Source organism: Bradyrhizobium sp. NC92 (assembly GCF_025200865.1).
Lineage (GTDB): Bacteria > Pseudomonadota > Alphaproteobacteria > Rhizobiales > Xanthobacteraceae > Bradyrhizobium.
Window position 1 is genome coordinate 541,171 of record NZ_CP104171.1, and the last position, 22,682, is coordinate 563,852.

Sequence of the window (22,682 nt, forward strand, 5' to 3'; positions counted from 1 at the left end):
TGATGGCGAAGAACTTCGCATCCACCGGCGATCTTGCCGAGAAAAAGATCACCTTCTCCGAGATCGGCACCGATCTCTATGCCTTCACCGCCGAGGGCGATCCCAACACGGCCGTGATCGTCGGCGACGATGGCTGCCTCGTGTTCGACGCGCAGGCAACGCCGGCGATGGCGAACAAGGTGATTGAGCGCGTGCGCTCCGTCACCGACAGGCCGATCAAATATGTCGTGCTGTCGCACTATCACGCGGTGCGCGTGCTCGGCGCCTCCGCCTATCACGCCCAGGGCATCGTCGCCTCGCAGGAGACGTATCGGCTGATCGCCGAGCGCGGCAAGCAGGATTGGGATTCCGAGTACGGCCGCTTCCCGCGCCTGTTCCAGGATGCGCAGAGCATTCCCGGCCTGACCTGGCCGACGCTGACCTTCGAAGGCGAGATGACGATCTATCTCGGCAAGCGCGAGGTGCGCCTGATGCAGCTCGGCGCCGGCCACACCTCCGGCGACATCGTCGCTTGGGTCCCCGATGCGGAGGTGATGTTCTCCGGCGACCTCATCGAATATCACTCGGCCTGCTATTGCGGCGATGCGCACTTGCGCGAATGGCCGATGACTCTGAACGAGATCCGCAACTTCAATCCGAAGGCGATCGCGCCGGGCCGCGGCGATGCGCTGAAGGGCACCGCTACGGTGCGCGAGGCCATCGCGATGACACGCGACTTCGTCACCTCGCTCTACGGCGCCGCCGAGATCTCGGTCGCGAAGGGCCGCACGTTGAAGGAATCGATGGCGGCGACGCGCGAGGTGATGGATCCGAAATTCTCGAGCTTTGCCATCTACGAGCACTGCCTGCCGTTCAACGTGTCGCGCGCCTACGACGAAGCGTCCGGAATCGACGACCCCGTGATCTGGACCGACAAGCGCGACCAGGAAATGTGGGCCGCCTTGCAAGGAGGAGGATAGTCATGAACATCAATACCTCGCCTGACCAGATCATCCGCAGCTCGGCCCAGGTGACGCCGGGCTACATGTCCGGCTTCGGCAATTCTTTCGAGACCGAGGCGCTGCCGGGCGCGTTGCCGATCGGGCGCAACTCGCCGCAACGCTGCGCCTACGGGCTCTATGCCGAGCAGCTTTCGGGCTCGCCCTTCACCGCGCCGCGCGGCAGCAATGAGCGCTCCTGGCTCTACCGCATCCGCCCTTCCGTGAAACATTCCGGCCGCTTCGAGAAAGTCGATGCCGGCCTGTGGCGTTCGGCGCCGTGCCATGAATACGACCTGCCGATCGCTCAGCTGCGTTGGGATCCGACGCCGCTGCCCAAGGAGGAGGTCACCTTCGTCCAGGGCGTGCAGACCATGACGACGGCGGGTGACGTCAACACGCAGGCCGGCATGGCCGCGCATGTCTACCTCATCACCAAGTCGATGGTGGACCAGCATTTCTACAATGCCGACGGCGAGCTGATGTTCGTGCTGCAGCAGGGCAATCTTCGCCTCGTCACCGAGTTCGGCCGCATCGATGCCGAGCCCGGCGAGATCGTGGTGATCCCGCGCGGCGTCAAGTTCCGGGTCGAGATCCCGAACGGGCCGGCGCGCGGCTATCTCTGCGAAAACTACGGCGGCGCCTTCACGCTGCCCGAGCGCGGTCCGATCGGCGCCAATTGCCTCGCCAATGCGCGCGACTTCCTGACGCCGGTCGCAAACTACGAGGACAAGGACACGCCGACCGAGCTCTACGTGAAATGGGGCGGCTCGCTGTTCAAGACGACGTTGCCACACTCGCCGATCGACGTCGTCGCCTGGCACGGCAATTACGCGCCGTACAAATACGATCTGCGCACCTTCTCTCCCGTCGGAGCGATCGGCTTCGACCATCCCGATCCCTCGATCTTCACCGTGCTGACCTCGCCGTCGGAGACGGCGGGCACCGCGAACATCGACTTCGTCATTTTCCCCGAGCGCTGGATGGTCGCCGAAAACACCTTCCGGCCGCCCTGGTACCACATGAACATCATGAGCGAGTTCATGGGCCTGATCTACGGCGTCTACGACGCCAAGCCGCAGGGCTTCGTGCCGGGTGGCATCTCCTTGCACAATTGCATGCTGCCGCACGGCCCGGATCGCGATGCCTTCGAGCACGCCAGTAATGGCGAATTGAAGCCGGTGAAGCTGACCGGCACCATGGCCTTCATGTTCGAGACCCGTTACCCGCAGCGCGTGACGGCACACGCCGCTAACGCGTCCACGCTCCAGGACGATTACGCCGATTGCTGGAAGGGCCTGGAGAAGCGGTTCGATCCGAGCAAGCCGTAGTCTCGCTTACCCTCCCCTGGAGGGGGAGGGTCGCTACGCATGCAGCGAAGCGGAATGCGTAGCGGGGTGGGGTGACGGTCTCTCCGCAAGGAAAACTGCCCGTGTCGAGAGATCACCCCACCCCGTCTCATATTTCGCTGCGCTCAATATGAACCGACCCTCCCCCTCCAGGGGAGGGTGACACCGTCACCGCTGTGCCACGGGAAACCCATGCCCCATCCCAACGACCCCAGCCTCCGCTCCTTCATCGCCGTCGATCCCGCCTCGGACTTCCCGATCCAGAACCTGCCTTACGGCGTGTTCTCGACTGCGGCCAACCCGACGCCGCGGGTCGGCGTCGCAATCGGCGATTACGTGCTCGATCTCTGGGAGCTCGAGCAGGATTCCCGGCTCGACGTCGGCGCGCTCGGCGTGTTCTCGGGCCCCTCGCTCAATCCCTTCATGGCGCTGGGGCCGAAGGTCTGGACCAAGACCCGCGCACGCATCAGCGAGCTCTTGCGCGCCGATCATCCGGAGCTGCGCGACAACGAGGAGCTGCGCAAGCAGGCCCTGGTGCCGATGCGCGAGGCCCGACTGCACCTTCCGTTCGCCGTCGCCGGCTACACCGATTTCTATTCCTCGAAGGAGCACGCCACCAATGTCGGCGTCATGTTCCGCGGCAAGGACAATGCGCTGCAGCCGAACTGGCTGCACATGCCGATCGCCTATAATGGCCGCGCCTCCACCGTCGTGGTCTCCGGCACCAGGGTGAAGCGGCCGCGCGGGCAGCTGAAGCCGCCGAATGTCGAGTTGCCGAGCTTTGCGCCGTGCAAGCGGCTCGATTTCGAGCTGGAGATGGGCGTCGTGATCGGCCAGCCGTCGCCGATGGGCGGCATGCTCACCGAGAGCCAGGCCGAGGAGATGATCTTCGGCTTCGTGCTGCTCAACGACTGGAGCGCGCGCGATATCCAGCAATGGGAATATGTGCCGCTCGGGCCGTTCCTGGCCAAGGCGTTCGCGACCTCGATCAGTCCCTGGGTGGTGACGCGCGAGGCGCTGGAGCCGTTCCGCCTGAACGGGCCGGAGCAGCAGCCGGTGCCGCTGGATTATCTCAAGCAGACCAAGCCCCAGAACTACGATGTCGAGCTCGACGTGTCCTTGCGCGCTGCCGGCATCAATGCGCCGGCCAGCATCAGCCGCACCAATTTCAAATACATGTACTGGTCCTCGGTGCAGCAGCTGATGCACCACGCCTCCTCGGGCTGCGCCATGAATGTCGGCGATCTCTTAGGGAGCGGCACCATCTCCGGGCCGGAGAAGAACCAGCGCGGCAGCCTGCTCGAGATCAGCTGGAACGGCACCGAGCCGGTCGAGCTGCCCGGCGGTGCCAGGCGCTCGTTCCTGGAGGACGGCGATAGCCTCGTCATGCGCGGCTGGTGCCAGGGCAACGGCTATCGCGTCGGGTTCGGCGAGGTCGAGGGGACGATTTTGGCGGCGGAGTAGCCTCGGTCGCCGCCACGACTTCCGTCATTGCGAGCGCAGCGAAGCAATCCAGAATCTTTCCGCAGGGGCAGTCTGGATTGCTTCGTCGCAAGGGCTCCTCGCAATGACGTGGAGAGACCTACCGCCTCTCCGGCGGCACGTCGCGCACCCGCGCGCAATGCGCCTCGACGTCCTCCACGCTGTACTTCAAATGCACCCGTTTGTCGGACGGCACCTGCCTAGTCGTGCACACGCCCGGCCGCCATTCCTGCGCCGGCCTGATCGGGCGCGGGGCAAAGCCGCCGCCGCAATTCGGGCAGACATTGAACAGCTTGGTCTCGACGCAGTCCGCACAAAACGTGCATTCATAGGAGCAGATCCGCGCATTGGTCGCGTTCGGCGGCAGATCGCAATCGCAATATTCGCAGTTCGGTCGCAGCTGGAGCGCCATGTTGAATCTCCGCATATGGAGCTGCGATCATCGCAGATCGTGCGCTGCGCGCGAATGCCGCAGTTCCCTCGATTTCAGCCGGGCTTGATCTCCTTGAGCGGCAGCTTCGAGCTTTCCTTCAGCCGGTCCAGCACGATCGAGGAGCGCACATGCGCCACGCTCTGGTGCGGCATCAGCACGTCGTTGACGAGGTTGGAGAGGCCCTTGAGGTCACGCAGCACGGCTTTCAGCACGTAGTCGGCGTCGCCCGTCAGCGAATAGGCCTCCTGGATCTCGTCGATCCGGTTCACCAGCGCACGGAAGCGCTTTGAGTTGTCCGGCGAGTGTGTCGCAAGCCCGACCTGGATGAAGGCGATCACGCCGAAGCCCAGTGCCTCGCTGGAGAGGTCGGCGTGATAGCCCGCGATCACTTTCTCCTCCTCCAGCCGCATCCGCCGCCGCGAGCATTGCGAGGCGGAGAGGCCCGCGAGCTCGGCCAGCTCCTGGTTGGTGAGGCGGCCGTCGTCCTGGAGCGCGCCTAAAATCTTGAGGTCGAAGGCATCTACGGAAATCATGCGCGTTTTGTCCATTTGATGCACGGATCGTGCATATTATAGCCAATTGGTGCCCCGTTTGCACGCTCCTTGCGCGCCCCATGAAGGATAGTTCGTGCCAGCAGCCATTTGGGAGAACACCATGGGTCCGTTTCCGCACGATGCACCGCCGGCCACTATTAGTGCCGACAATCCGATGGGCACCGACGGCTTCGAGTTCGTCGAATACGCGCACCCTCATCCGGAAGAGCTGCACGCTTTGTTCAAGCTGATGGGCTATGCGCCCGTCGCGCGCCACAGGACCAAGAAGATCACGGTCTACCGTCAGGGCGACATCAACTATCTCGTCAACGAGGAGCCCGGCACCCATGGCACTGAGTTCGTCGCCGCGCACGGTCCCTGCGCGCCGTCGATGGCGTTTCGCGTCGTCGGTGCCAAGGCGGCCTATGACCGCGCGATCGCGCTCGGCGCCGAGCCGGCCGACGTATCGTCCGCGCAGAAGACGCTCGACGTGCCCGCGATCAAGGGCATCGGCGGCAGCCTGCTCTATCTGGTCGATCGTTACGGCGCCACGGGCTCGGCCTATGATGCCGAATTCGAATGGCTGGGCGCGCGCGATCCCAAGCCGGTTGGCGCCGGCCTGTTCTATCTCGACCATCTCACCCACAACGTCCATCGCGGCCGCATGAATGTCTGGGCCGGCTTCTACGAAAAGCTGTTCAACTTCCGCCAGATCCGCTTCTTCGACATCGAGGGCCGCGCCTCCGGCCTGTTCTCGCGCGCGCTGACCAGCCCGGACGGCAAGATCCGGATTCCGATCAACGAGGACGCCGGCGATTCCGGCCAGATCGAGGAATATCTGAATATCTATCGCGGCGAAGGCATCCAGCACATCGCCTGCGGCTGCCGCGACATCCACCGCACCATCGAGGGTCTGCGCGAGGCCGGCCTGCCGTTCATGCCCTCGCCGCCCGACACCTATTTCGAGAAGATCGACGCGCGCCTGGCGGGGCATGGCGAGGATGTTGCACGGCTCAAGAAGAACGGAATCCTGATCGACGGCGAGGGCGTGGTCGATGGCGGCCAGACCAAGGTGCTGCTGCAGATCTTCTCGGCCAACGCGATCGGGCCGATCTTCTTCGAGTTCATCCAGCGCAAGGGCGACGACGGATTCGGCGAGGGCAATTTCAAGGCGCTGTTCGAATCGATCGAGGAGGACCAGATCCGGCGCGGCGTGTTGAAGGTTGGGAACGCGGCGTAGGTTGCCGCCGTCACGCACACTGCCGTAGGGTGGGCAAAGCGAAGCGTGCCCACGTACCTGCCGAACTGATGCGAAGACGTGGGCACGGCGCTTCGCGCCTTTGCCCACCCTACGCGACCTTTGCCGGCGCTAGATCTATCGCGTCCACGCCGTCATCACCGCGCCGATCTCCGCCGCCTCCGGCTCGCGTGCGGCCGACGGCGTCCGCGAGAATCGCGGCGCAGGTGCCGGCTGCTTCACGCCGTGACGCTCGATGAAGACGTTGCGGGCGACCATGTGCGGATGCTGTGTCGCCTCCGACATGGTCAGCACCGGCGCGAAGCAGATGTCGGTGCCTTCCATGATCTTGCACCAATCCTCGCGCGTCTTGCTCTTGAACACGGCCTTGAGCTTCTCCTTCAACGCCGGCCAGGCCTTGCGATCCATCTGCGCGTCGAAATCGGCGTCGGTGAGGCCGGCGTGCTCGCGCAGCAGCGCGTAGAATTGCGGCTCGATCGAGCCGATCGAAACGAAGTGCCCGCAGGCGCATTCGTAGACGCCGTAGAAATGCGCGCCGCCGTCGAGGAAGTTCTGGTTGCGCGCCTCGGTCCATCGTCCCATCGTGGTCATGTCGAAGAAGAACGACATCAGCGAGGCCGCGCCGTCGCACATCGCCGCGTCCACCACCTGGCCCTTGCCCGATCTCTGCGCTTCCAGCAGTGCCGCCAGCACGCCGACGACGAGATAGAGCGCGCCGCCGCCGAAATCGCCGACCAGGTTCAGCGGCGGCACCGGCGCTTCCTTCGTGCCGATCGCCGCGAGCGCGCCGGTGATGGAGATGTAGTTGATGTCGTGGCCGGCGGCGTTGGCGAGCGGGCCTTCCTGGCCCCAGCCGGTCATGCGGCCATAGACCAGCTTCGGGTTGCGTGCGAGCACGACGTCCGGCCCGAGCCCGAGCCGCTCCATCACGCCGGGGCGGAAGCCTTCGACCAGCGCGTCTGCGCTCGCGAGCAGATCCAGCACTTGCGCGATCGCGGCCTTGTCCTTGAGGTCGAGCTCGATCACCTTGCGGCCGCGCCCCGCCACCGACTTCATGCTCTTCTTCGCGCCGACGCGGTCGAGCGTGACGACATCGGCGCCCATGTCGGCCAGCATCATGCAGGCGAACGGGCCGGGCCCGATGCCGGCGAATTCGACGATGCGGAAGCCCGAGAGCGGGCCGGAAGTGCGGACGGAGGAGGTGGGGGCTGGTTTGTCGAGCACGTTGTTGTTTCCTCGGGTCGCGGGCGCATGCGCCTGATGCGGCAATCGCCTCTGACGTTTCTTCTGTTGAGCGAGTTAATCGGCCGATTAACTTTTCCCGCCTTCACGCCGACGAGGCAAGCGGTTTTCATGCCGCACGGCCAAAATAAAACGGCGCGCACCGAAGTGCGCGCCGCGGAAAATTTGCGTGGAGACGCTAGAGCATGATCCGGAAAAGTGCGTAGCGGTTTTCCGAAAAGATCATGCTCAAACAATAACCTAAAGCGCGATGACGATTCATCCTAATCGCATCGCGCTTTAGTCGGACCGTCAGCGCGCAGCGGCGACCGCGCGTTGTGCCATCACCTTGATCAGATTGGCGCGATACTCTGCCGTGCCGTGGATGTCCGCCAGCAATCCGTTCGCCGAGATGCTGACGCCGTCGATCGCCGACGGCGACCAGTTCGCCTTCAGCGCCGCTTCGATCGCCGGCACCCGCATCACACCGGTTTGCGAGGCGCCGGTGGCGGCCACCCGAACCTCGCCCGACTTGGTCTGTGCCACGAACACGCCGGTCAGCGCGAAGCGCGACGCCGGATGCCGCATCTTCTCGTAACCTGCCTTCGCCGGCACGGGGAACGACACGGCGGTGATGATCTCGCCGTCTTCGAGCGCCGTCGTGAACAGGCCCTGGAAGAAGTCATCCGCCGCAATCGACCGCTTGTTGGTCTTCACGGTGGCGCCGAGCGCGAGCAGCGCGGCCGGGAAATCCGCGGCTGGATCATTGTTGGCGATCGAGCCGCCGATCGTGCCGCGATACCGCACGGCGGGATCGCCGAGCACCGAGGTGAGATAGGCAATCGCGGGGATCGCCTTCTTCACATCGGCATTCGTCATGATGTCGTAATAGGTCGTGGCGGCCTTGATGGTCAGCGTGTCGCCCGACAGCTCGACGCCCTGCAGCTCCTTGATCTTGCCGAGATCGATGACGTCGGAGGGGCTAGCAAGGCGCTGCTTCATGACCGGAAGCAGCGTCTGGCCGCCGGCGAGGAACTTCGACTCGCTGCCCTTGGCGAACAGGCTGGCGGCTTCGTCGACCGAGGAAGCGCGATGATAGGTCGTCTGGTACATCTTCGGTCCTCCCTTAAGCCGCGTGGATCGTGCGCCACACCCGGTCGGGGGTTGCGGGCATTTCCAGATTGTTCTTGCCGATCGCATCCGTGATCGCGTTGATCACGGCTGCCGATGCGCCGATCGCGCCGGCCTCACCGCACCCCTTGATGCCGAGCGGATTGCCCGGGCACAGCGTCGTGGTGTGGGACAGGTTGAACGACGGCACGTCGTCGGCGCGCGGCATGGCATAATCCATGAACGAGGCCGTGACCGGCTGGCCGTTGGCATCATAGATAGCATGCTCGAGCAACGCCTGCCCGATGCCCTGCACGAGGCCGCCATGGACCTGGCCTTCGACGATCATTGGATTGATCAGCCGGCCGAAATCGTCGGCCGCGACGAAGTTGACGAAGGAGGTCTTGCCGGTGCCGGGATCGACCTCGAGCTCGCAGATATAGGCGCCGGCCGGGAAGGTGAAGTTGGTCGGATCGTAGAAGGCGCTCTCCTTCAGGCCCGGCTCCATCCCGTCAGGCAGATTGTGCGCCGTATAGGCCGCGAGCGCGACCATCGGCAGGGCAATCGCCTTGTCGGTGCCTGTTACCTTGAACTCGCCGTTCTCGATGACGATGTCGGCTTCCGACGCTTCCAGCGCGTGCGCCGCGATCTTCTTGGCCTTGGATTCCATCTTCTCCATCGCCTTCAGGATCGCGGTGAGGCCCACGGCCGCCGAGCGCGAGCCATAGGTGCCCATGCCGAACTGCACCTTGTCGGTGTCGCCATGAACGATCGAGACCTGGCTGATCGGAACCCCCAGGCGCTCCGCGACGAGCTGGCAGAAGGTGGTCTCGTGGCCCTGACCGTGGCTGTGCGAGCCGGTGAGGATCTCGATGGTGCCGACCGGGTTGACTCGCACCTCGGCCGATTCCCATAGGCCCACGCCGGCGCCCAGGCTGCCGACCGCCTTCGACGGCGCGATGCCGCAGGCCTCGATGTAGCAGGATACGCCGATGCCGCGCAGCTTGCCGTCCGCCTTCGCCTTGGCCTTGCGCGCAGGGAAGCCGGCATAGTCGATCGCCTTCATCGCCGCATCGAGAGAAGCGTTAAAGTCGCCGGTGTCGTAGGCCATGATGACAGGCGTCTGGTGCGGGAACTGGGTGATGAAGTTGGTCCGCCGCAACTGGGCCGGATCGACGTTCAGCTGCCGCGCCGCCGTCTCCATCAGTCGTTCGATCAGATAGCTCGCCTCGGGCCGGCCCGCGCCGCGGTAGGCGTCGACCGGCGTCGTGTTGGTGTAGACCCCGATCACCTCGGCGTGGATCGCCGGGATGTTGTACTGGCCCGACAGCAGCGTCGCGTAGAGATAGGTCGGCACCGAGGACGAGAACAGCGACATGTAGGCGCCGAAATTGGCGTAGGTCTTCACCTTGAGGCCGACGATCTTGTTGTTGGCGTCGAAGGCCATCTCGGCATGGGTGATGTGATCGCGGCCATGCGCGTCGGTGAGGAAGGCTTCGGTGCGGTCGCCGGTCCACTTGACGGGACGGCCGACCTTCTTCGAGGCCCATAGCGCCACCATTTCCTCGGGATAGATGAAGATCTTGGAGCCGAAGCCGCCGCCGACGTCGGGCGCGATCACGCGCAGCTTGTGCTCGGGGGCGATGTTGTAGAACGCCGAGAGCACGAGACGCGCGACGTGCGGGTTCTGCGACGTCGTATAGAGAGTGAAGTGCTCCTCGGCGGTGTCGTAATCGGCGATCGCCGCGCGCGGCTCCATCGCATTCGGCGCGAGCCGGTTGTTGGTCACGTCGAGCTTCACCACATTGGCGGCTTTCGAGAAGGCGGCATTCACCGCGCCCTCGTCGCCGATCACCCAGTCATAGACCTGGTTGCCGGGCGCCTCGGGATGAAGCTGCGGCGCGCCGGACTTGATGGCGGCGTGCATGTCGGCGACCGCGGGAAGCTCCTCGTAATCGACGACGACGGCTTCCGCCGCGTCGCGCGCGAGATTCTTGCTGTCGGCGATCACGACCGCAACCGCCTGTCCGACGAAGCGCACCGTCTCCGGCGCCATCGCCGGCCATGCGCCCATTTTCATCGGGCTGCCGTCCTTGGAGGTGATGGCCCAGCCGCAGATCAGGTTGCCGACCTTGTCGTCGACCAGCTGCTGTCCGGTGAGCACTGCGACCACGCCCGGCATCTTCAGCGCCGCGGACGAGTCGATCTTCTTGACCTTCGCGTGCGCGTGCGGGCTGCGGATGAAATAGGCATGGGTCATGCCCGTCAACTTGATGTCGTCGACGTAACGGCCCTTGCCGGTAATGAAACGCTTGTCTTCCTTGCGCACCACGCGTGCGCCGATGCCTTCAACACCCATGTCTGGTCCTCCCGACCGGAAATTTCTTTGACCGCGCTGTCCATCGACAGCTGCGACGGTGGTACTTGTTTCGAGGCGCGCCGGTTACTCGGCCGCCTGCGAGACCTTCATGCGGCCGGCCGCATCCAGCACGGCCTTGACGATGTTGTGATAGCCGGTGCAGCGGCAGATATTGCCTTCGAGCTCGGTGCGGACGGTCGCCTCGTCGAGCTGTCCACCATGGCGCTGCACGATGTCGATCGCCGACATGATCATGCCCGGCGTGCAATAGCCGCACTGCAGGCCGTGATTGTCGCGGAAGGCGGCCTGCATCGGGTGCAGCTCGTCGCCCTTGGCGATGCCCTCGATCGTGGTGACGTTGGCGCCGTCGGCCTGCCCTGCCAGCATGGTGCAGGATTTCACCGCACGGCCGTCCATGTGCACGACGCAAGCGCCGCACTGGCTGGTGTCGCACCCGACATGGGTGCCGGTCAGGTTGAGGTGATCGCGCAGGAGCTGGACCAGCAGCGTGCGGTCCTCGACATCGACAGCAACGGCCTTGCCGTTGACCGTCAGTTTGACTGTAGACACTTGAAGTCCTCCCAAAGTGATTTTGATTGGTTCTAATTAGAGACAGCGCGAACGAAACTTTGCAACTGGGTTTTTGCTGACCGCGGTCATGGAAGGGTCATCGTGGTGACGGTCGCCGATGTGCGATTCGGCCACGATGTCTCGTGCCGCCGCCGTCACGTGCTGCGACGTTGCGAAAGACACGCGGAAAGTCGCAGCTAGCCTCTGCGATGGCGTGCTCGGCTGCCACCATAATAGGCGCGTGACCTGGTCGCGCGTGCCGTGGTCATCCTAGCCCCTTGCCCCTGGACTTCGGTCCGGTCGTGCGTCCTTCCTGCCTCGGGTGCCTTGCTCGTTGCGCGAATAGGAGCATGCGCCCCCGCCTTTGTAATCGCGATCTTGGTAGTAGGACGTCACGGCTTAAGTCTTTGATTTTGCTTATGGCAGTGCAGCGAAGTGCCGCCGTCAAGCCGCGTCGGCCAGTACAGCCCACTCCGTCATTCCGGGGCCCGAGCGGAGCGAGGGAGCCCGGAATCCATCGGGCCGCAGAGTCCGCGCGGAAATGGATTCCGGGTTCGCGCCAAGAGGCGCGCCCCGGAATGACAACGAGTGAATGGTCCGAAAAAGCAGCACTAGTACTTCCTGGCGATTGAACGCGGCCGCGCGCCCTCCTAGTGGAGCCGTACAAGCAACGGCAACAAGGGTGGAAGCGATGCAGATGAACGACAGTCAACGGATCCCGGCGTCGAAGGCCACGGTGTGGGCTGCGCTCAACGATCCCGAAATTCTCAGGCGCTGCATTCCCGGCTGCCAATCGCTCGAGATGGCATCGCCGACCGAGATGACGGCGACGGTGGTGCTGAAGGTCGGCCCGGTGAAGGCGACATTCAGCGGCAAGGTGACGCTGACCGATATCGATGCGCCGAACGGCTATCGCATCGTCGGCGAAGGCGCCGGCGGCGTCGCCGGCTTTGCCAAGGGCGGCGCGAAGGTCAGGCTGGAGGAAGAAGCGCCCGACGTCACCATCCTGCACTATGAGGCCGATGCGCAGATCGGCGGCAAGCTCGCACAGCTCGGCTCGCGATTGATCGACTCGACGTCGCGAAAACTCGCCGCAAACTTCTTCGAAAGTTTTGCAGGCGTGGTAGCGCCATCATCGTAACCCAGGGGCGGCAGGGCTGTCGGATCCGATTTTTTTCCTGCAGCCATCCTTCGAGACGCCCGCTTTGGGCGGGCTCCTCAGGATGAGGGCGGAGTGCGCGGCAGCAGGTTCAACAAGCGCCGATGCTGATTAGCCTCATCCTGAGGAGGCGCGTAAGCGCCGTCTCGAAGGACGAGGCGTGCGCGCAGGCCAGCGCCACAAGGATATGCGATACACCGCGATGCGCGGAGAGAATCGGATTGCGGCGCGATGTTGCCCACATCCGATGGCGCATTTCGAGCTGCAAAACAAGGGCAGGACGTGAGGCGCGACAACGAGATGAGCGGCGAAAGCCGCCAATGATTTGCACTACTACCTTCCGCCTATACTAAGCGCGAAAAAGCGATGCTGTAATTTCGAACGATGGCTCGCAGGCGAACTGCCCATCACGAGCGCAACGCGCTCAGGCGCCCAACGAGGCGTGCACAACAACACCGCGGAGGGATACATGACCTTTGGAACGAAGGGCTTCTTGGCCGGCATCTCCACGATTGCGATGCTTGCCGCCGTTACACCTGGCGTTCGCGCCAACGACTCCCTGCTCAAGGCGCAATCCGATTCGAATCAGTGGGCCGTTGCCGGCCACGATTACGGCAACACGCGCTTCAGCCCGCTCAAGCAGATCAACACCGAGAACGCCGGCAAGCTGACGCTCGCTTATTCCTTCTCGCTGGCGTCGCTGCGTTCGAACGAATCCTCGCCGATCGTCGTCGGCAACACGCTGTACGTTTCGAGCTCGTGGGGTCCGAAATACGTCTATGCGCTCGATGCGGCGACGGGGCAGCGCAAATGGACCTGGGAGCCCGACATTCCCGAGGACGTGCTGCAATACGCCTGCTGCGACGTGAACAGCCGCGGCGTCTCCTATGCCGACGGCAAGATCTTCGTCGGTCGCCTCGACGGCAAGCTGACGGCGCTCGATGCCGCGACCGGCAAGTCGCTGTGGACGGCGAAGGTGGTCGACTACAAGCAGGGCTCGGTCATCACCTCGCCGCCGCTCGTCGTGCGCGACAAGGTCATCACCGGTTTCGGCGGCGGCGAATACGGCGTGCGCGGCGCGCTGCTGGCCTTCGACATCAACACCGGCAAGCAGGTGTGGCAGACCTACACCGTTCCTTCGCCGGAGGAACCCGGTGGCGATTCCTGGAAGGGCGATTCCGCCCAGCATGGCGGCGGTGCGGCCTGGCTGGTCGGCTCCTACGATCCGAAGAGCGACACGGTCTATTGGGGCACCAGCAACCCCGGCCCGTGGAACACGGCGGTGCGTTCGACCGGCGACGGCAATTTCGGCAAGCTGACCAACCTCTACACGGCTTCGACGCTCGCGCTCGATCCCAACACCGGCAAGATCAAGTGGCACATCCAGACCACGCCGGCCGACGCCTGGGATTATGACGGCGTCAACGAAGCCGTGCTCGCGGATCTCAAGATCGGCGGCAGCACCGTTCCGGCGCTGATGAAGGCTGACCGCAACGGCTTCTTCTTCGTCGCCAATCGCGAGACCGGCAAGGTGCTGTCGGCGGAGAAATACGTGTTCTCCAACTGGGCCCAGAAGTGGGACGTCGCCACGATGCGCGCGGTCGAGGATCCCGACAAGCGTCCCGGGCCGAACCATCCGGCCAAGGACATCTGCCCGAACCTGATCGGCGGCAAGAACTGGCAGCCGATGTCGTTCAACCCGCAGACCGGCCTCGTCTACATCCCGTCCAACAACGTCTGCATGGACTGGTCGGTCAGCGATGTCGCCTACAAGCGCGGCGTGTTCTACCTCGGCGCCGAATTCCCGACCAAGGAAGGCCCCGGCGGCTTCCTCGGCGAGCTCGTCGCCTGGGATCCGGTCGCGCAGAAGAAGGTCTGGTCGATCAAGGAAGACTTGCCCTTCAATGGCGGCACCTTGACCACCGGCGGCGGGCTCGTGTTTGCCGGCAACATCCATGGCGACTTCCGTGCCATCGATGCGAAGTCCGGCAAGGTGCTGTGGAGCAAGAATCTCGGCTCCGGCATCGGCGCAGGCCCGGTGACCTATCAGGTCGACGGCAAGCAATATGTCGCGATCGTCGTCGGCCGCACCGCTGCGCTGCCTGCGTTCCTGGGCGAGGTAGGAAAGAAGATGACGGCCGCAGCCCCCGAGGGCGGTTCGCTCTTCGTGTTCTCCGTCCAGTGACAACTCGCGCGCGTATCCTCGAGGTGACGGGATACGCGCGCGCTTTCTCCAGACTTTAGCTGCGGCATCGGGCGGTGCCTGGTGTCGCCATGCCTGGCTCAACAAGCGCCGGCGCAACAAAGCCAACGCAAGGGAGACGAGGATGCGTCCGAATCATTCCGCCACCGGTGCGAGCCGACATCGCGCCATCGCAGGCCTGCTGGCATGTGCCGCCGCCGCGCTGATCGGTCCGGCCTCGTCGCTGCAGGCCGAGGAAGCGCAGCCGTTCCGTCTCTGCGCCGATCCGACCAACCTGCCATTCTCCAGCGACAGCTCGTCGAAGCCGGGTTTCTATGTCGAGATCGGGCAGGCCCTGGCGCAGGCGCTCGGCCGGCCAATCGCTTACGACTGGTACAAATCCTATTTCGGCAAGCGCACCGTGCGCGTCACGCTGCTCGGCAAGCAGTGCGACGCCATGATCGGCCTGCCGCGGTCCGAGGATTTCATGGGCCCTGCCGTGATCTTCTCCGACGCCTTCGCGAAGGAGGGCTATGCCCTCGTGGCTGCCAAGGGCGCGGCGGTCGGCGGCATCGACGGCCTCAAGGGCAAGCGTGTCGCCGTGCAGTTCGCCAGCACGCCGCAAAACCTGCTCGCGAGCCGCGACGACATCCAGAAGGTGACGGTGCTGTCGCCCGAGGAGGGCATGCAGGCGCTCGACCAGGGCAAGGCCGACGTCGCCTTCATCTGGGGACCGGTCGCCGGCTGGCTGAACAAGACCAGCTACGACGGCCGCTACCAGATCGAGCTCACCGAGGGCGAAGGCCTGTCATGGGATGCCGCCATCGGCTTCGCCAAGACCTCGACCGAGCTGCGCGACCGCGTCAATGCCGTGCTGCCGCAGCTTCAGGGCACGATCGGCGAGCTCGCCGCGAAATACGGTTTGCCGAGCGGCGCGCCGGTTCGCTTCGGTGCGGTGCCGGCGGTCACGACGGGGACGGGAACCGGAGCCGGCGTGGTGCAGGTCGCCAATGTGGTGGCGACCGAGACCAAGGGCGACGCGGCCGCGGCAGGCGCCGAGGCCGTCGGCGCCGGCAAGGAGATCTTCAACGGAACCTGTGCGCATTGCCACGGTCCCGACGCGATCCAGAGCGAGCGGAAGATCGATCTGCGGCTGCTGCGTCACCGCTACGGCGACGAGATGCGCGAGAAGTACTGGACGACCGTGCACGAGGGACGGCCGAACAAGGGCATGCCGGCCTGGAAGGAGGTCTATACCGATGACCAGTTCGACAGCATCTATTCCTTCCTGCTGACGGTCCAGACCGAATCCAACGACTGAACGGTCTTGACCGAACCCGATCAGGAGGATGTGGTAGCGTCCATCCGGCACCATCCCGGTGCCGGACGGATGTCGGATGGTTCCGCCTCTTCCGCTGCGGCGGCGGATGCCCATACGGTGCAGCATTCGGCGGTGCAGTCCTGTGAAGGCGCCATGACCAGCTTCCTGATCGTCGACGATCATCCGCTGTTTCGCGAGGCGCTCGGCAATGCGGTGCGGCTGGCCTTGCCGGAGGCGCGGATTGTCGAGGCGGTGTCGATCGAGGATGCCCTTCATATCCTGACGGCCGAGCAGGGCGAGGGCATCGACCTCGCGCTGCTCGACCTCTCGCTGCCGGATGCGACCGGCTTCTCCGGCTTTCTGCGCTTGCGCGAGGCCCATCCGCGCCTGCCCGTCGCCATCGTGTCGAGCGAGGAAGACCAGCGCGTCGTCCGCGAGGCGCTGGAGCTGGGAGCCGCCGGCTATCTGCCGAAGTCGCTGTCGAAGCGCGAGCTGGCGCAATCGATCGAGGGCGTGCTGAATGGATCGGTATCGGTGCCGAAAGATTTCCTGGCAACGCCGCAGCGGCGCCGGGCCGAGGCCAGCAAGGCGCTCGAGGTCAAGCTGCGCGAGCTTACCCCGCAGCAGCTTCGCGTGCTCGAGCTGCTGCGGCGCGGCTATCCGAACCGGCAGATCGGCCAGGAGCTTCAGCTCGCCGAATCCACGGTGAAGGCGCATATCACCGAAATTCTGCGCAAGCTCGGCCTGTTCAGCCGCAACAAGGCGATCATCGAGATCGGCAAGGTGGACCTGCCGGATCCCAAGGCGCGGCCTTATGCGCGGGCCGACCGCGGGCGGCCGCAATGACGCGCAATATACCGCTTGATCTGGATCAAGCCGGTCTGATCCGGCTGGGACATTCTCGTTTCGACACCGACCCCGTCGATCCTCTGGCCGATCAACCAGGAATGGCTCACACGTGATGCGATTTCTGATCGTCGAAGACCATCCGTTGTTTTGCGAGGCCCTCGAGGGCGCGCTCCAGTTGGTGGCGCCGGCCGCCGAGATCCTTCAGGCGACCTCGATCGACGGTGCGCTCGAGCAGGCCGCGGCGGCTGCCGAGCTCGACCTCATCCTGCTCGATCTGTCGATGCCGGGCACCACAGGCCTTTCGGGCATCATCCGCATCCGCAAGGCCTTTCCCAGGATTCCGGTCGTCATCGTGTCTGGCCATCAGGATCCGCAGATCATGTCCGGCGCCTTGTCGCTCGGCGTCTCCGGCTACATCCTCAAATCGTCCTCCAAGCAGGATCTGGCGCAGTCGATCGGCGAGGTGCTGCGCGGCGCGGTCTGTGTCCCTGCCGCCTATCGCGGGCTGGTCCGCCCGCAACGCGCCGCCGGCCCCGCGCAGGATCTCCTGAAACGCCTGCACGAGCTGACGCCGCAGCAATTGCGCGTGCTCGAAATGCTCAAGCGCGGCCTGCAGAACAAGCAGATCGCCTTCGAGCTGAATATCTCCGAGACCACGGTGAAGGTCCACGTCTCCGACATCCTGCGCAAGCTCAACGTGCTCAGCCGCACCAAGGCCATCGTTGAAATGTCCCGGATCGATTTCGCGACGCTGGCCGCCGAGGGGGCTCCGGCACGGCGCGAGCATGCTCCGCCGGATCGGCAGTGATTAGAGTCCCGCTTTTTGCCACGCGGACTTGTCTCAGCGGCAGCTAGTTCATTGACAGGTCAAAGCCATATCACGCTGTAAGATGCTACCGGTACGGTGCATGGGGTTGTTTTCAACTTTTGATGTGCGCCAAGTGCGGCTTCAGCTCAGCAGGAACGACAGCAGCGCCCGCATCTCGGCCGGCTTGATCGGCTTCTTCAGCACTTCGAGGCCCTGGAGGCTCGCCTGCTTCGCCGCCTGTTCGGAATAGTCGGCGGTGATGATCATGGCGGGCGTGTCGAGCTTCAAATGCTCTCGCACGTCGGTGATGGCCGACAGGCCGCTCTCGCCGTGATCGAGATGGAGGTCGGCGATCACGACATCGGGCGCGCCGCCAAGCTCGTTGAGGCGCACGAGCGCATCCGCGCCCGATCGCGTGGTCGCGACGTCGCAGCCCCATCCCTCCAGCAGCGCGGCCATCGCCTCCGAGCCGTTCGGATCGTTCTCGATCAGCAGGATCTTGGCGCCTTCGAGCCCGCTGTAATCGTAGTGACGCGCGGCGGGCGCGACCTCCTGCACCTCGTCGGCGACGTCAGCGAGGTCGGCCGGCTCCAGCTCCAGGGTGAAGGTCGATCCCCTGCCGAGCTGCGACGACAGCCGCACCTCGTGCCCGAGCTCACTTGCGAAGCGGCGGACGATGGAGAGGCCGAGCCCGAAGCCGGCCTGGTCGGCCGCGGTGGCATCGCCGCGCTGGAATTCACGGAAGATCGCCTCCTGCTGCGCCTGCGCGATGCCGGGTCCGGTGTCGGAGACCTGAACGCTGATCTGGCCGCCGCGCGGCCGGCATCCCATCACGACGCCGCCGCTGCGGGTGTAGCGAATGGCATTGGCGAGCAGGTTCTGCAGGATCCGCCGCAGCATCATCGCATCCGACCTCACCGCCAGCTTTGAGCTGCGGATGCGCAAGGATAGGCCTTGCCGCGCGGTGACCGGCTCGAATTCGTTGCGGAGCTGCTCGAACAGGGGCGCCAGCGCGATCGCGCGCACGTCGGGCTTGAGCGCGCCGGCGTCGAGCTTGGCGATCTCCAGCAGCGAGCGCAGCAGGTCCTCCAGCATCACCAGCGAGCGGCTCGCCTGGTCGATCAGCACGCCCGCTTCCTGCGACTCCATCATCTCCGTCAGCGCGGACAGGGTCAGGCGCGCCGCGTTGAGTGGTTGCAACAGATCGTGGGTGACCGAGATCAGCACCGAGGATTTCAGCGAGCTTGCCGCTTCCGCCTGCTGCTTGGCGCGGTAGAGCCCCTCATTGGCGCGCTCGACCGAATGCAGCGCTTCGCGCAATTGGTGCGTCCGGTCGCGAACCTTGTGGTCGAGCGCGATGGCGGTTTCGAACAATGAAAAGGCGTTGAGCTGCTGGTCCATCGAGCGCTCGACGCGCGACATCAGCGCGGCATTGATCTTCCTCAGCTTGGCGGCCTCGCGCCTGAGCTGGTCGACCGCATCAGGCCCCTGCCACATGTCCGTCACGACGGGCGCCTTCCGATCGCAACCCCCGTGAAGGTCTGGTTCACATGCATGGAGCCGAACTGCTCGCCGTAGGTGTGAAAGCCGACCACGCGGTTCTGCCGGTACAGTTCGGACATGTCGCGGGCGAGCTGATGCTGCTCGGCATCGAGCCGGCGGAGCAGGCACTCGAAGCCGATATAGAGCGAAACGTCTCCGATCTGGTCGCGGATGTCGGCGAACGTCTCGCGGGCCGCGCCGACCAGGCTGCGCGACGTCGCCGCGGTCAGCACCATGCCCTCGTCGATGGCGCAGAAGAAGTGCAGCGAGCCGTCCGGCTCGACGCGCTGGATCGAGCGCGCGTAATAGGCGCCGCCGACGCGGACCAGGACCGGATGCGAGGCGAAGGAGAACGGATCGAGCTTGGCGTCCATGATGCCGACCACGCGCGAATATTCCTGCGCAGCAGGCTCGGCGTTCAGCTCGCGGACCGTGCGGTTTTCGATGTCGGCCTCGGTCACCACCATCTTCTGCGCCTGCGGCTCGAAATTGTCGCACTTGAAGACGCGGAACGGCAACGAGGTGTTGAGCAGGATCAGCAGGGCGGCATTGCTGTGTGCCTTGCCCTCGAAGAACACGAACGTCTTCTCGAAGCGCAGCCCGTCGCCCGCGGACCCGCCGACGACCGGAATATCGTCCAGCGATGCATAGATCGCGGACATCACCGCTTCTTCGCGGCGGCACAGGCCGTCGATCAGGACCAGGCCGAAGGGACTGCCGCGCTCGACCTGCGGCGTGGCCCGCAACAGCTCGTGCCGGAGCTCGCCGCCGACCCTGCGGCCGTCCTCGACGCGGAAGCTGTCGAGGTTGAAGATGGGCCGAACCACCGCGGAGAAGTCGGCACGGCTGAACGCCAGCGCCACGACGCTGTTCTCGTCCCAGCCATCGGGGGCAAGCTCGCCTGCGGTGGTGCAACCGCAGACCTGTGTGTCGTCGAATTGCCGGCTGACCTCGGCGATGAAGTGATGGGGATCGTAGCTGGGGGAGAGGAACACCAGGAGCAGCGCCAGTCCGTCGGACGGGAGCTGGGCCGCGAGCTCGGCCACGGCGCCATCGACGCTCGCGGCCTTCGACTTGGCCACGGCAACGCCCGACGCACCGCCAAACCGGAAATCGGTTTGCCCCACTCCGTTTCTCCCTCGAGGCTTGGTCTAACGCCAAGTGCCTGACAAGTGCCTGATAAGTATTCGAGAGTAAGGCGTTTTGCAGGTCGCCGCAACACGGCAGCCGTCGCGCGCCAGCCCGGATCAGCACGGGAGGAACGCCTCCACTCAGGACGCAGACCGCGCGGATTTACCACCCCTTGAGGATTCTGCCCTAATTTTGCGCATGGTTCGGAACGGGCTGCTTCCGGACCGCAGAATGCTGAAAGAACATGAGCTGGGGGTTGGGAATGTCCGGGCGTACCGCGTCGCCGTCGAAGCGTGCACTTTTTCCGACCCTCAGGTTCCGCGCAAAAATCATCCTCGGCTTCGCCGCCGTGCTGGTGATCTCCGCCGGCAGCATGGCCTTCTCCTATTTCGGTTTCGAGCGGGTCGCCTCCGGGGTCGGTTCGTACCGCAGCAGCGTGTCGGAGGCCGATCTCGCCCGCAACATCGACCGCGAGCTGCTCGCCTATCGTTCGGCCGTCAAATATTTCGTGGTCACCGGCAAGGAAGACGACGCCAAGGCGGCGCTCGACGCCGAGGCCAGCCTGAAGAACGCCGTCGATCAGGCCGTCAAGGGCGCCAAGAAGCCGGCGCGGCAGGAAAGCCTCAACAAGCTCGCCAAGGAGTTCTCCAATTTCTCCGCGACCTTCGCCAAGGTGCTGCAGGCCAAGCGCGACAGTGCGCTGCTGGTGCAGAACCAGCTGCAGCGCCAAGCCAACCTCCTGAAATACAAGCTCGACGACATCGGCAACAATGCCTCCGATTCCGAGGCGCAGGCGATCGAGTTCGGCACCAAGCAGGTCAACGCCCAGTTCCAGACTGCGAGCGCAGCGGCGACCAATTTCGTGCTGACGTCCGACCAGGCGATCGCGACCAGCGCGCTGGCACGGCTCAAATTCGTCGAGAACTCGCTCGGTGCCGTCTATTCCATGGACGACAAGATCGTCGCTGGCCTGAAGGACGCCAAGACCATTCTCGGGGCCTATCGCGAGGCGCTGGAGAAGCTCATCGCCAACGCCAAGCTGGTCGATGACCTCGTCACCGAGATGAGCGGCTCGGCCGGTGCGATCCAGCAAGGAGCCACCGCCATGAAGGCGGACCTCGTCGCCGAGCAGCAGCGGCTGGATTCGGAGTCGGAGGCGACCATCGGGCAGACCGAGCAGCTGGTGCTGATGATGGCCGTCGGCGGCACGCTGCTCGGCGCGGTCCTCGCCCTGCTGCTCGCCACCGGCATCTCGCGGCCGATGATCGCGATGTGCAAGGCGATGCGCGAGCTCGCCTCCGGCAATTTCGACGTCGTGCTGCCCGGCTTGGGGCGCAAGGACGAGATCGGCGAGATGGCCGGCGCGGTCGAGGAGTTCAAGATCCAGGCCGTTGCCAAGGCCGAACGCGACGCCGCCGCGAGCGAAGTGCAGAACCGCGAGCAGGCCGCCGGCCGCCGCGCCGAGCTGATCCGCTTTGCCGACGATTTCGAGAGCGCGGTCGGCGCCATCGTCTCCAACGTCTCGGCCTCGGCCGTGCAGCTGGAATCGGCGGCCTCCACGCTGACCCGCACCGCCGAGACCACCCAGAGCCTGTCGAGCCAGGTCGCCGGCGTCTCCGAGCAGGCCTCCTCCAACATGCAGTCGGTCGCGACCGCAACCGAAGAGCTGTCGGCCTCGGTCGAGGAGATCGGCCGCCAGGTGCGCGATTCCAGCCGCATCGCAGAGGCTGCCGTCATGCAGGCCAAGGAGACCGACGGCCGCATCGGCAAGCTGTCGCATGCCGCCCAGCAGATCGGCGAGGTGGTCAAGCTGATCACCGCGATCGCCGAGCAGACCAATTTGCTCGCGCTCAACGCCACCATCGAGGCGGCCCGCGCCGGTGAAGCCGGCCGCGGCTTCGCGGTCGTGGCGAGCGAGGTGAAGTCGCTGGCGAGTCAGACCGCGAAGGCAACCGACGAGATCTCCTCGCACATCGCAGGGATGCAGGGCGCGACCGCCGAATCGGTCGCCGCGATCAAGGAGATCGGCGCGACGATCGGCCAGATCTCGTCGATCTCGACCTCGATCGCGAGCGCGGTGGAGCAGCAGGGCGCCGCCACCCAGGAGATCGCCCGCAGCGTTCAGACCGTCGCCCAGGGCACCCAGACCGCGGCCACCGACATCGGCCAGGTCAACCGCGGCGCCGCCGAAACCGGCTCGGCCTCGGAAGAGGTGCTGAACTCGGCCAAGACGCTGTCGAGCGAAAGCACCCGTCTTCGCGCCGAGCTCGACCGCTTCATGGCAAATATTCGGGCGGCCTAGGAAGGCGCGCCTTAACAAATCCCTACGCCACCTAACTGCCAGTTGCGGCGCCACAAATTTACCGCAGCTTATCCTTTGCCGGTTACCGTGCACACG

18 protein-coding genes are annotated in these 22,682 nt (G+C 64.9%); 10 read left to right on the top strand and 8 right to left on the bottom strand.

Going from position 1 to position 22,682, the window contains the following annotated elements; translation table 11 throughout:
- Positions 1-2: 2 nt before the first annotated feature.
- The 3 genes from N2602_RS02545 to fahA all read left to right on the top strand — a co-directional run bounded on the left by N2602_RS02545 (position 3) and on the right by fahA (position 3,790).
- Positions 3-959 carry an MBL fold metallo-hydrolase gene (locus tag N2602_RS02545; RefSeq protein WP_260381655.1) on the top strand — a complete coding sequence of 319 codons (957 nt, stop codon included), beginning with the start codon at positions 3-5 and terminating at the stop codon, positions 957-959.
- Between the two features lie 2 nt (positions 960-961).
- Complete coding sequence (gene hmgA, locus N2602_RS02550; protein WP_260381656.1) at positions 962-2,308, top strand: homogentisate 1,2-dioxygenase; 1,347 nt, start codon at positions 962-964, stop codon at positions 2,306-2,308.
- A gap of 210 nt (positions 2,309-2,518) precedes the next feature.
- Positions 2,519-3,790 (top strand): fumarylacetoacetase, encoded by a 1,272-nt coding sequence (gene fahA, locus N2602_RS02555; RefSeq protein ID WP_260381657.1) that lies wholly within the window; start codon positions 2,519-2,521, stop codon positions 3,788-3,790.
- 118 nt (positions 3,791-3,908) lie between these two features.
- On the opposite strand, the gene N2602_RS02560 is transcribed toward fahA, so the two are convergent.
- Positions 3,909-4,220 carry a DUF1272 domain-containing protein gene (locus N2602_RS02560; RefSeq protein ID WP_260381658.1) on the bottom strand — a complete coding sequence of 104 codons (312 nt, stop codon included), beginning with the start codon at positions 4,218-4,220 and terminating at the stop codon, positions 3,909-3,911.
- A gap of 74 nt (positions 4,221-4,294) precedes the next feature.
- A complete protein-coding gene (locus N2602_RS02565) occupies positions 4,295-4,774 on the bottom strand; it encodes an Lrp/AsnC family transcriptional regulator (RefSeq protein WP_036045971.1) in 480 nt (159 codons plus the stop codon).
- A 121-nt stretch (positions 4,775-4,895) separates the two neighbouring features.
- Between N2602_RS02565 and hppD the strand changes: the two genes are divergently transcribed.
- Positions 4,896-6,014: a 4-hydroxyphenylpyruvate dioxygenase gene (gene hppD, locus N2602_RS02570; RefSeq protein WP_260383827.1), complete on the top strand. Its 1,119-nt coding sequence runs from the start codon at positions 4,896-4,898 to the stop codon at positions 6,012-6,014.
- A 135-nt stretch (positions 6,015-6,149) separates the two neighbouring features.
- Here the strand turns inward: hppD and N2602_RS02575 are convergent, their stop codons facing one another.
- The 4 genes from N2602_RS02575 to N2602_RS02590 form a co-directional block, all read right to left on the bottom strand.
- Complete coding sequence (locus tag N2602_RS02575; protein ID WP_260381659.1) at positions 6,150-7,256, bottom strand: CaiB/BaiF CoA-transferase family protein; 1,107 nt, start codon at positions 7,254-7,256, stop codon at positions 6,150-6,152.
- 309 nt (positions 7,257-7,565) lie between these two features.
- On the bottom strand, positions 7,566-8,366 hold the full coding sequence (locus tag N2602_RS02580; protein WP_260381660.1) for a xanthine dehydrogenase family protein subunit M: 801 nt from the start codon (positions 8,364-8,366) through the stop codon (positions 7,566-7,568).
- A 13-nt stretch (positions 8,367-8,379) separates the two neighbouring features.
- Entirely contained in the window at positions 8,380-10,722 is a 2,343-nt protein-coding gene (locus tag N2602_RS02585; RefSeq protein ID WP_172788238.1) for a xanthine dehydrogenase family protein molybdopterin-binding subunit, read from the bottom strand.
- 84 nt (positions 10,723-10,806) lie between these two features.
- Positions 10,807-11,292, bottom strand: a complete 486-nt coding sequence (locus N2602_RS02590) for a (2Fe-2S)-binding protein (protein ID WP_025032739.1) — start codon at positions 11,290-11,292, stop codon at positions 10,807-10,809.
- A gap of 697 nt (positions 11,293-11,989) precedes the next feature.
- On the opposite strand from N2602_RS02590, the gene N2602_RS02595 reads away from it, so the two are divergent.
- The 5 genes from N2602_RS02595 (at position 11,990) to N2602_RS02615 (ending at position 17,611) form a co-directional block, all read left to right on the top strand.
- Complete coding sequence (locus tag N2602_RS02595) at positions 11,990-12,433, top strand: carbon monoxide dehydrogenase subunit G (RefSeq protein WP_260381661.1); 444 nt, start codon at positions 11,990-11,992, stop codon at positions 12,431-12,433.
- A gap of 487 nt (positions 12,434-12,920) precedes the next feature.
- The gene (locus N2602_RS02600; protein WP_246571711.1) at positions 12,921-14,636 is read left to right on the top strand and encodes a PQQ-dependent methanol/ethanol family dehydrogenase; all 1,716 of its coding nucleotides are present in this window, start codon (positions 12,921-12,923) and stop codon (positions 14,634-14,636) included.
- A 142-nt stretch (positions 14,637-14,778) separates the two neighbouring features.
- Entirely contained in the window at positions 14,779-15,954 is a 1,176-nt protein-coding gene (locus N2602_RS02605; protein WP_260381662.1) for a c-type cytochrome, read from the top strand.
- 153 nt (positions 15,955-16,107) lie between these two features.
- Positions 16,108-16,800, top strand: coding sequence for a response regulator transcription factor (locus tag N2602_RS02610; protein ID WP_260383828.1), 693 nt, complete (start codon positions 16,108-16,110; stop codon positions 16,798-16,800).
- 115 nt (positions 16,801-16,915) lie between these two features.
- Entirely contained in the window at positions 16,916-17,611 is a 696-nt protein-coding gene (locus N2602_RS02615) for a response regulator transcription factor (RefSeq protein ID WP_260383829.1), read from the top strand.
- 141 nt (positions 17,612-17,752) lie between these two features.
- Here N2602_RS02615 and N2602_RS02620 read toward each other — a convergent pair whose 3' ends face one another.
- Positions 17,753-19,108 (bottom strand): hybrid sensor histidine kinase/response regulator, encoded by a 1,356-nt coding sequence (locus N2602_RS02620; protein ID WP_260383830.1) that lies wholly within the window; start codon positions 19,106-19,108, stop codon positions 17,753-17,755.
- A gap of 5 nt (positions 19,109-19,113) precedes the next feature.
- Complete coding sequence (locus N2602_RS02625; RefSeq protein WP_260381663.1) at positions 19,114-20,280, bottom strand: FIST N-terminal domain-containing protein; 1,167 nt, start codon at positions 20,278-20,280, stop codon at positions 19,114-19,116.
- A gap of 266 nt (positions 20,281-20,546) precedes the next feature.
- On the opposite strand from N2602_RS02625, the gene N2602_RS02630 reads away from it, so the two are divergent.
- The gene (locus N2602_RS02630; RefSeq protein ID WP_260381664.1) at positions 20,547-22,586 is read left to right on the top strand and encodes a methyl-accepting chemotaxis protein; all 2,040 of its coding nucleotides are present in this window, start codon (positions 20,547-20,549) and stop codon (positions 22,584-22,586) included.
- Positions 22,587-22,682 lie beyond the last annotated feature (96 nt).

Excerpts from the sequence above, each read along its gene's own strand:
- N2602_RS02545 (WP_260381655.1), top strand. The coding sequence starts at position 3 with ATGGCGAAGAACTTCGCATCCACCGGCGATCTTGCCGAGAAAAAGATC.
- hmgA (WP_260381656.1), top strand. The coding sequence starts at position 962 with ATGAACATCAATACCTCGCCTGACCAGATCATCCGCAGCTCGGCCCAG.
- fahA (WP_260381657.1), top strand. The coding sequence starts at position 2,519 with ATGCCCCATCCCAACGACCCCAGCCTCCGCTCCTTCATCGCCGTCGAT.
- N2602_RS02560 (WP_260381658.1), bottom strand. The coding sequence starts at position 4,220 with ATGGCGCTCCAGCTGCGACCGAACTGCGAATATTGCGATTGCGATCTG.
- N2602_RS02565 (WP_036045971.1), bottom strand. The coding sequence starts at position 4,774 with ATGATTTCCGTAGATGCCTTCGACCTCAAGATTTTAGGCGCGCTCCAG.
- hppD (WP_260383827.1), top strand. The coding sequence starts at position 4,896 with ATGGGTCCGTTTCCGCACGATGCACCGCCGGCCACTATTAGTGCCGAC.
- N2602_RS02580 (WP_260381660.1), bottom strand. The coding sequence starts at position 8,366 with ATGTACCAGACGACCTATCATCGCGCTTCCTCGGTCGACGAAGCCGCC.
- N2602_RS02585 (WP_172788238.1), bottom strand. The coding sequence starts at position 10,722 with ATGGGTGTTGAAGGCATCGGCGCACGCGTGGTGCGCAAGGAAGACAAG.
- N2602_RS02595 (WP_260381661.1), top strand. The coding sequence starts at position 11,990 with ATGAACGACAGTCAACGGATCCCGGCGTCGAAGGCCACGGTGTGGGCT.
- N2602_RS02600 (WP_246571711.1), top strand. The coding sequence starts at position 12,921 with ATGACCTTTGGAACGAAGGGCTTCTTGGCCGGCATCTCCACGATTGCG.
- N2602_RS02605 (WP_260381662.1), top strand. The coding sequence starts at position 14,779 with ATGCGTCCGAATCATTCCGCCACCGGTGCGAGCCGACATCGCGCCATC.
- N2602_RS02610 (WP_260383828.1), top strand. The coding sequence starts at position 16,108 with ATGACCAGCTTCCTGATCGTCGACGATCATCCGCTGTTTCGCGAGGCG.
- N2602_RS02615 (WP_260383829.1), top strand. The coding sequence starts at position 16,916 with ATGCGATTTCTGATCGTCGAAGACCATCCGTTGTTTTGCGAGGCCCTC.
- N2602_RS02620 (WP_260383830.1), bottom strand. The coding sequence starts at position 19,108 with ATGTGGCAGGGGCCTGATGCGGTCGACCAGCTCAGGCGCGAGGCCGCC.
- N2602_RS02630 (WP_260381664.1), top strand. The coding sequence starts at position 20,547 with ATGTCCGGGCGTACCGCGTCGCCGTCGAAGCGTGCACTTTTTCCGACC.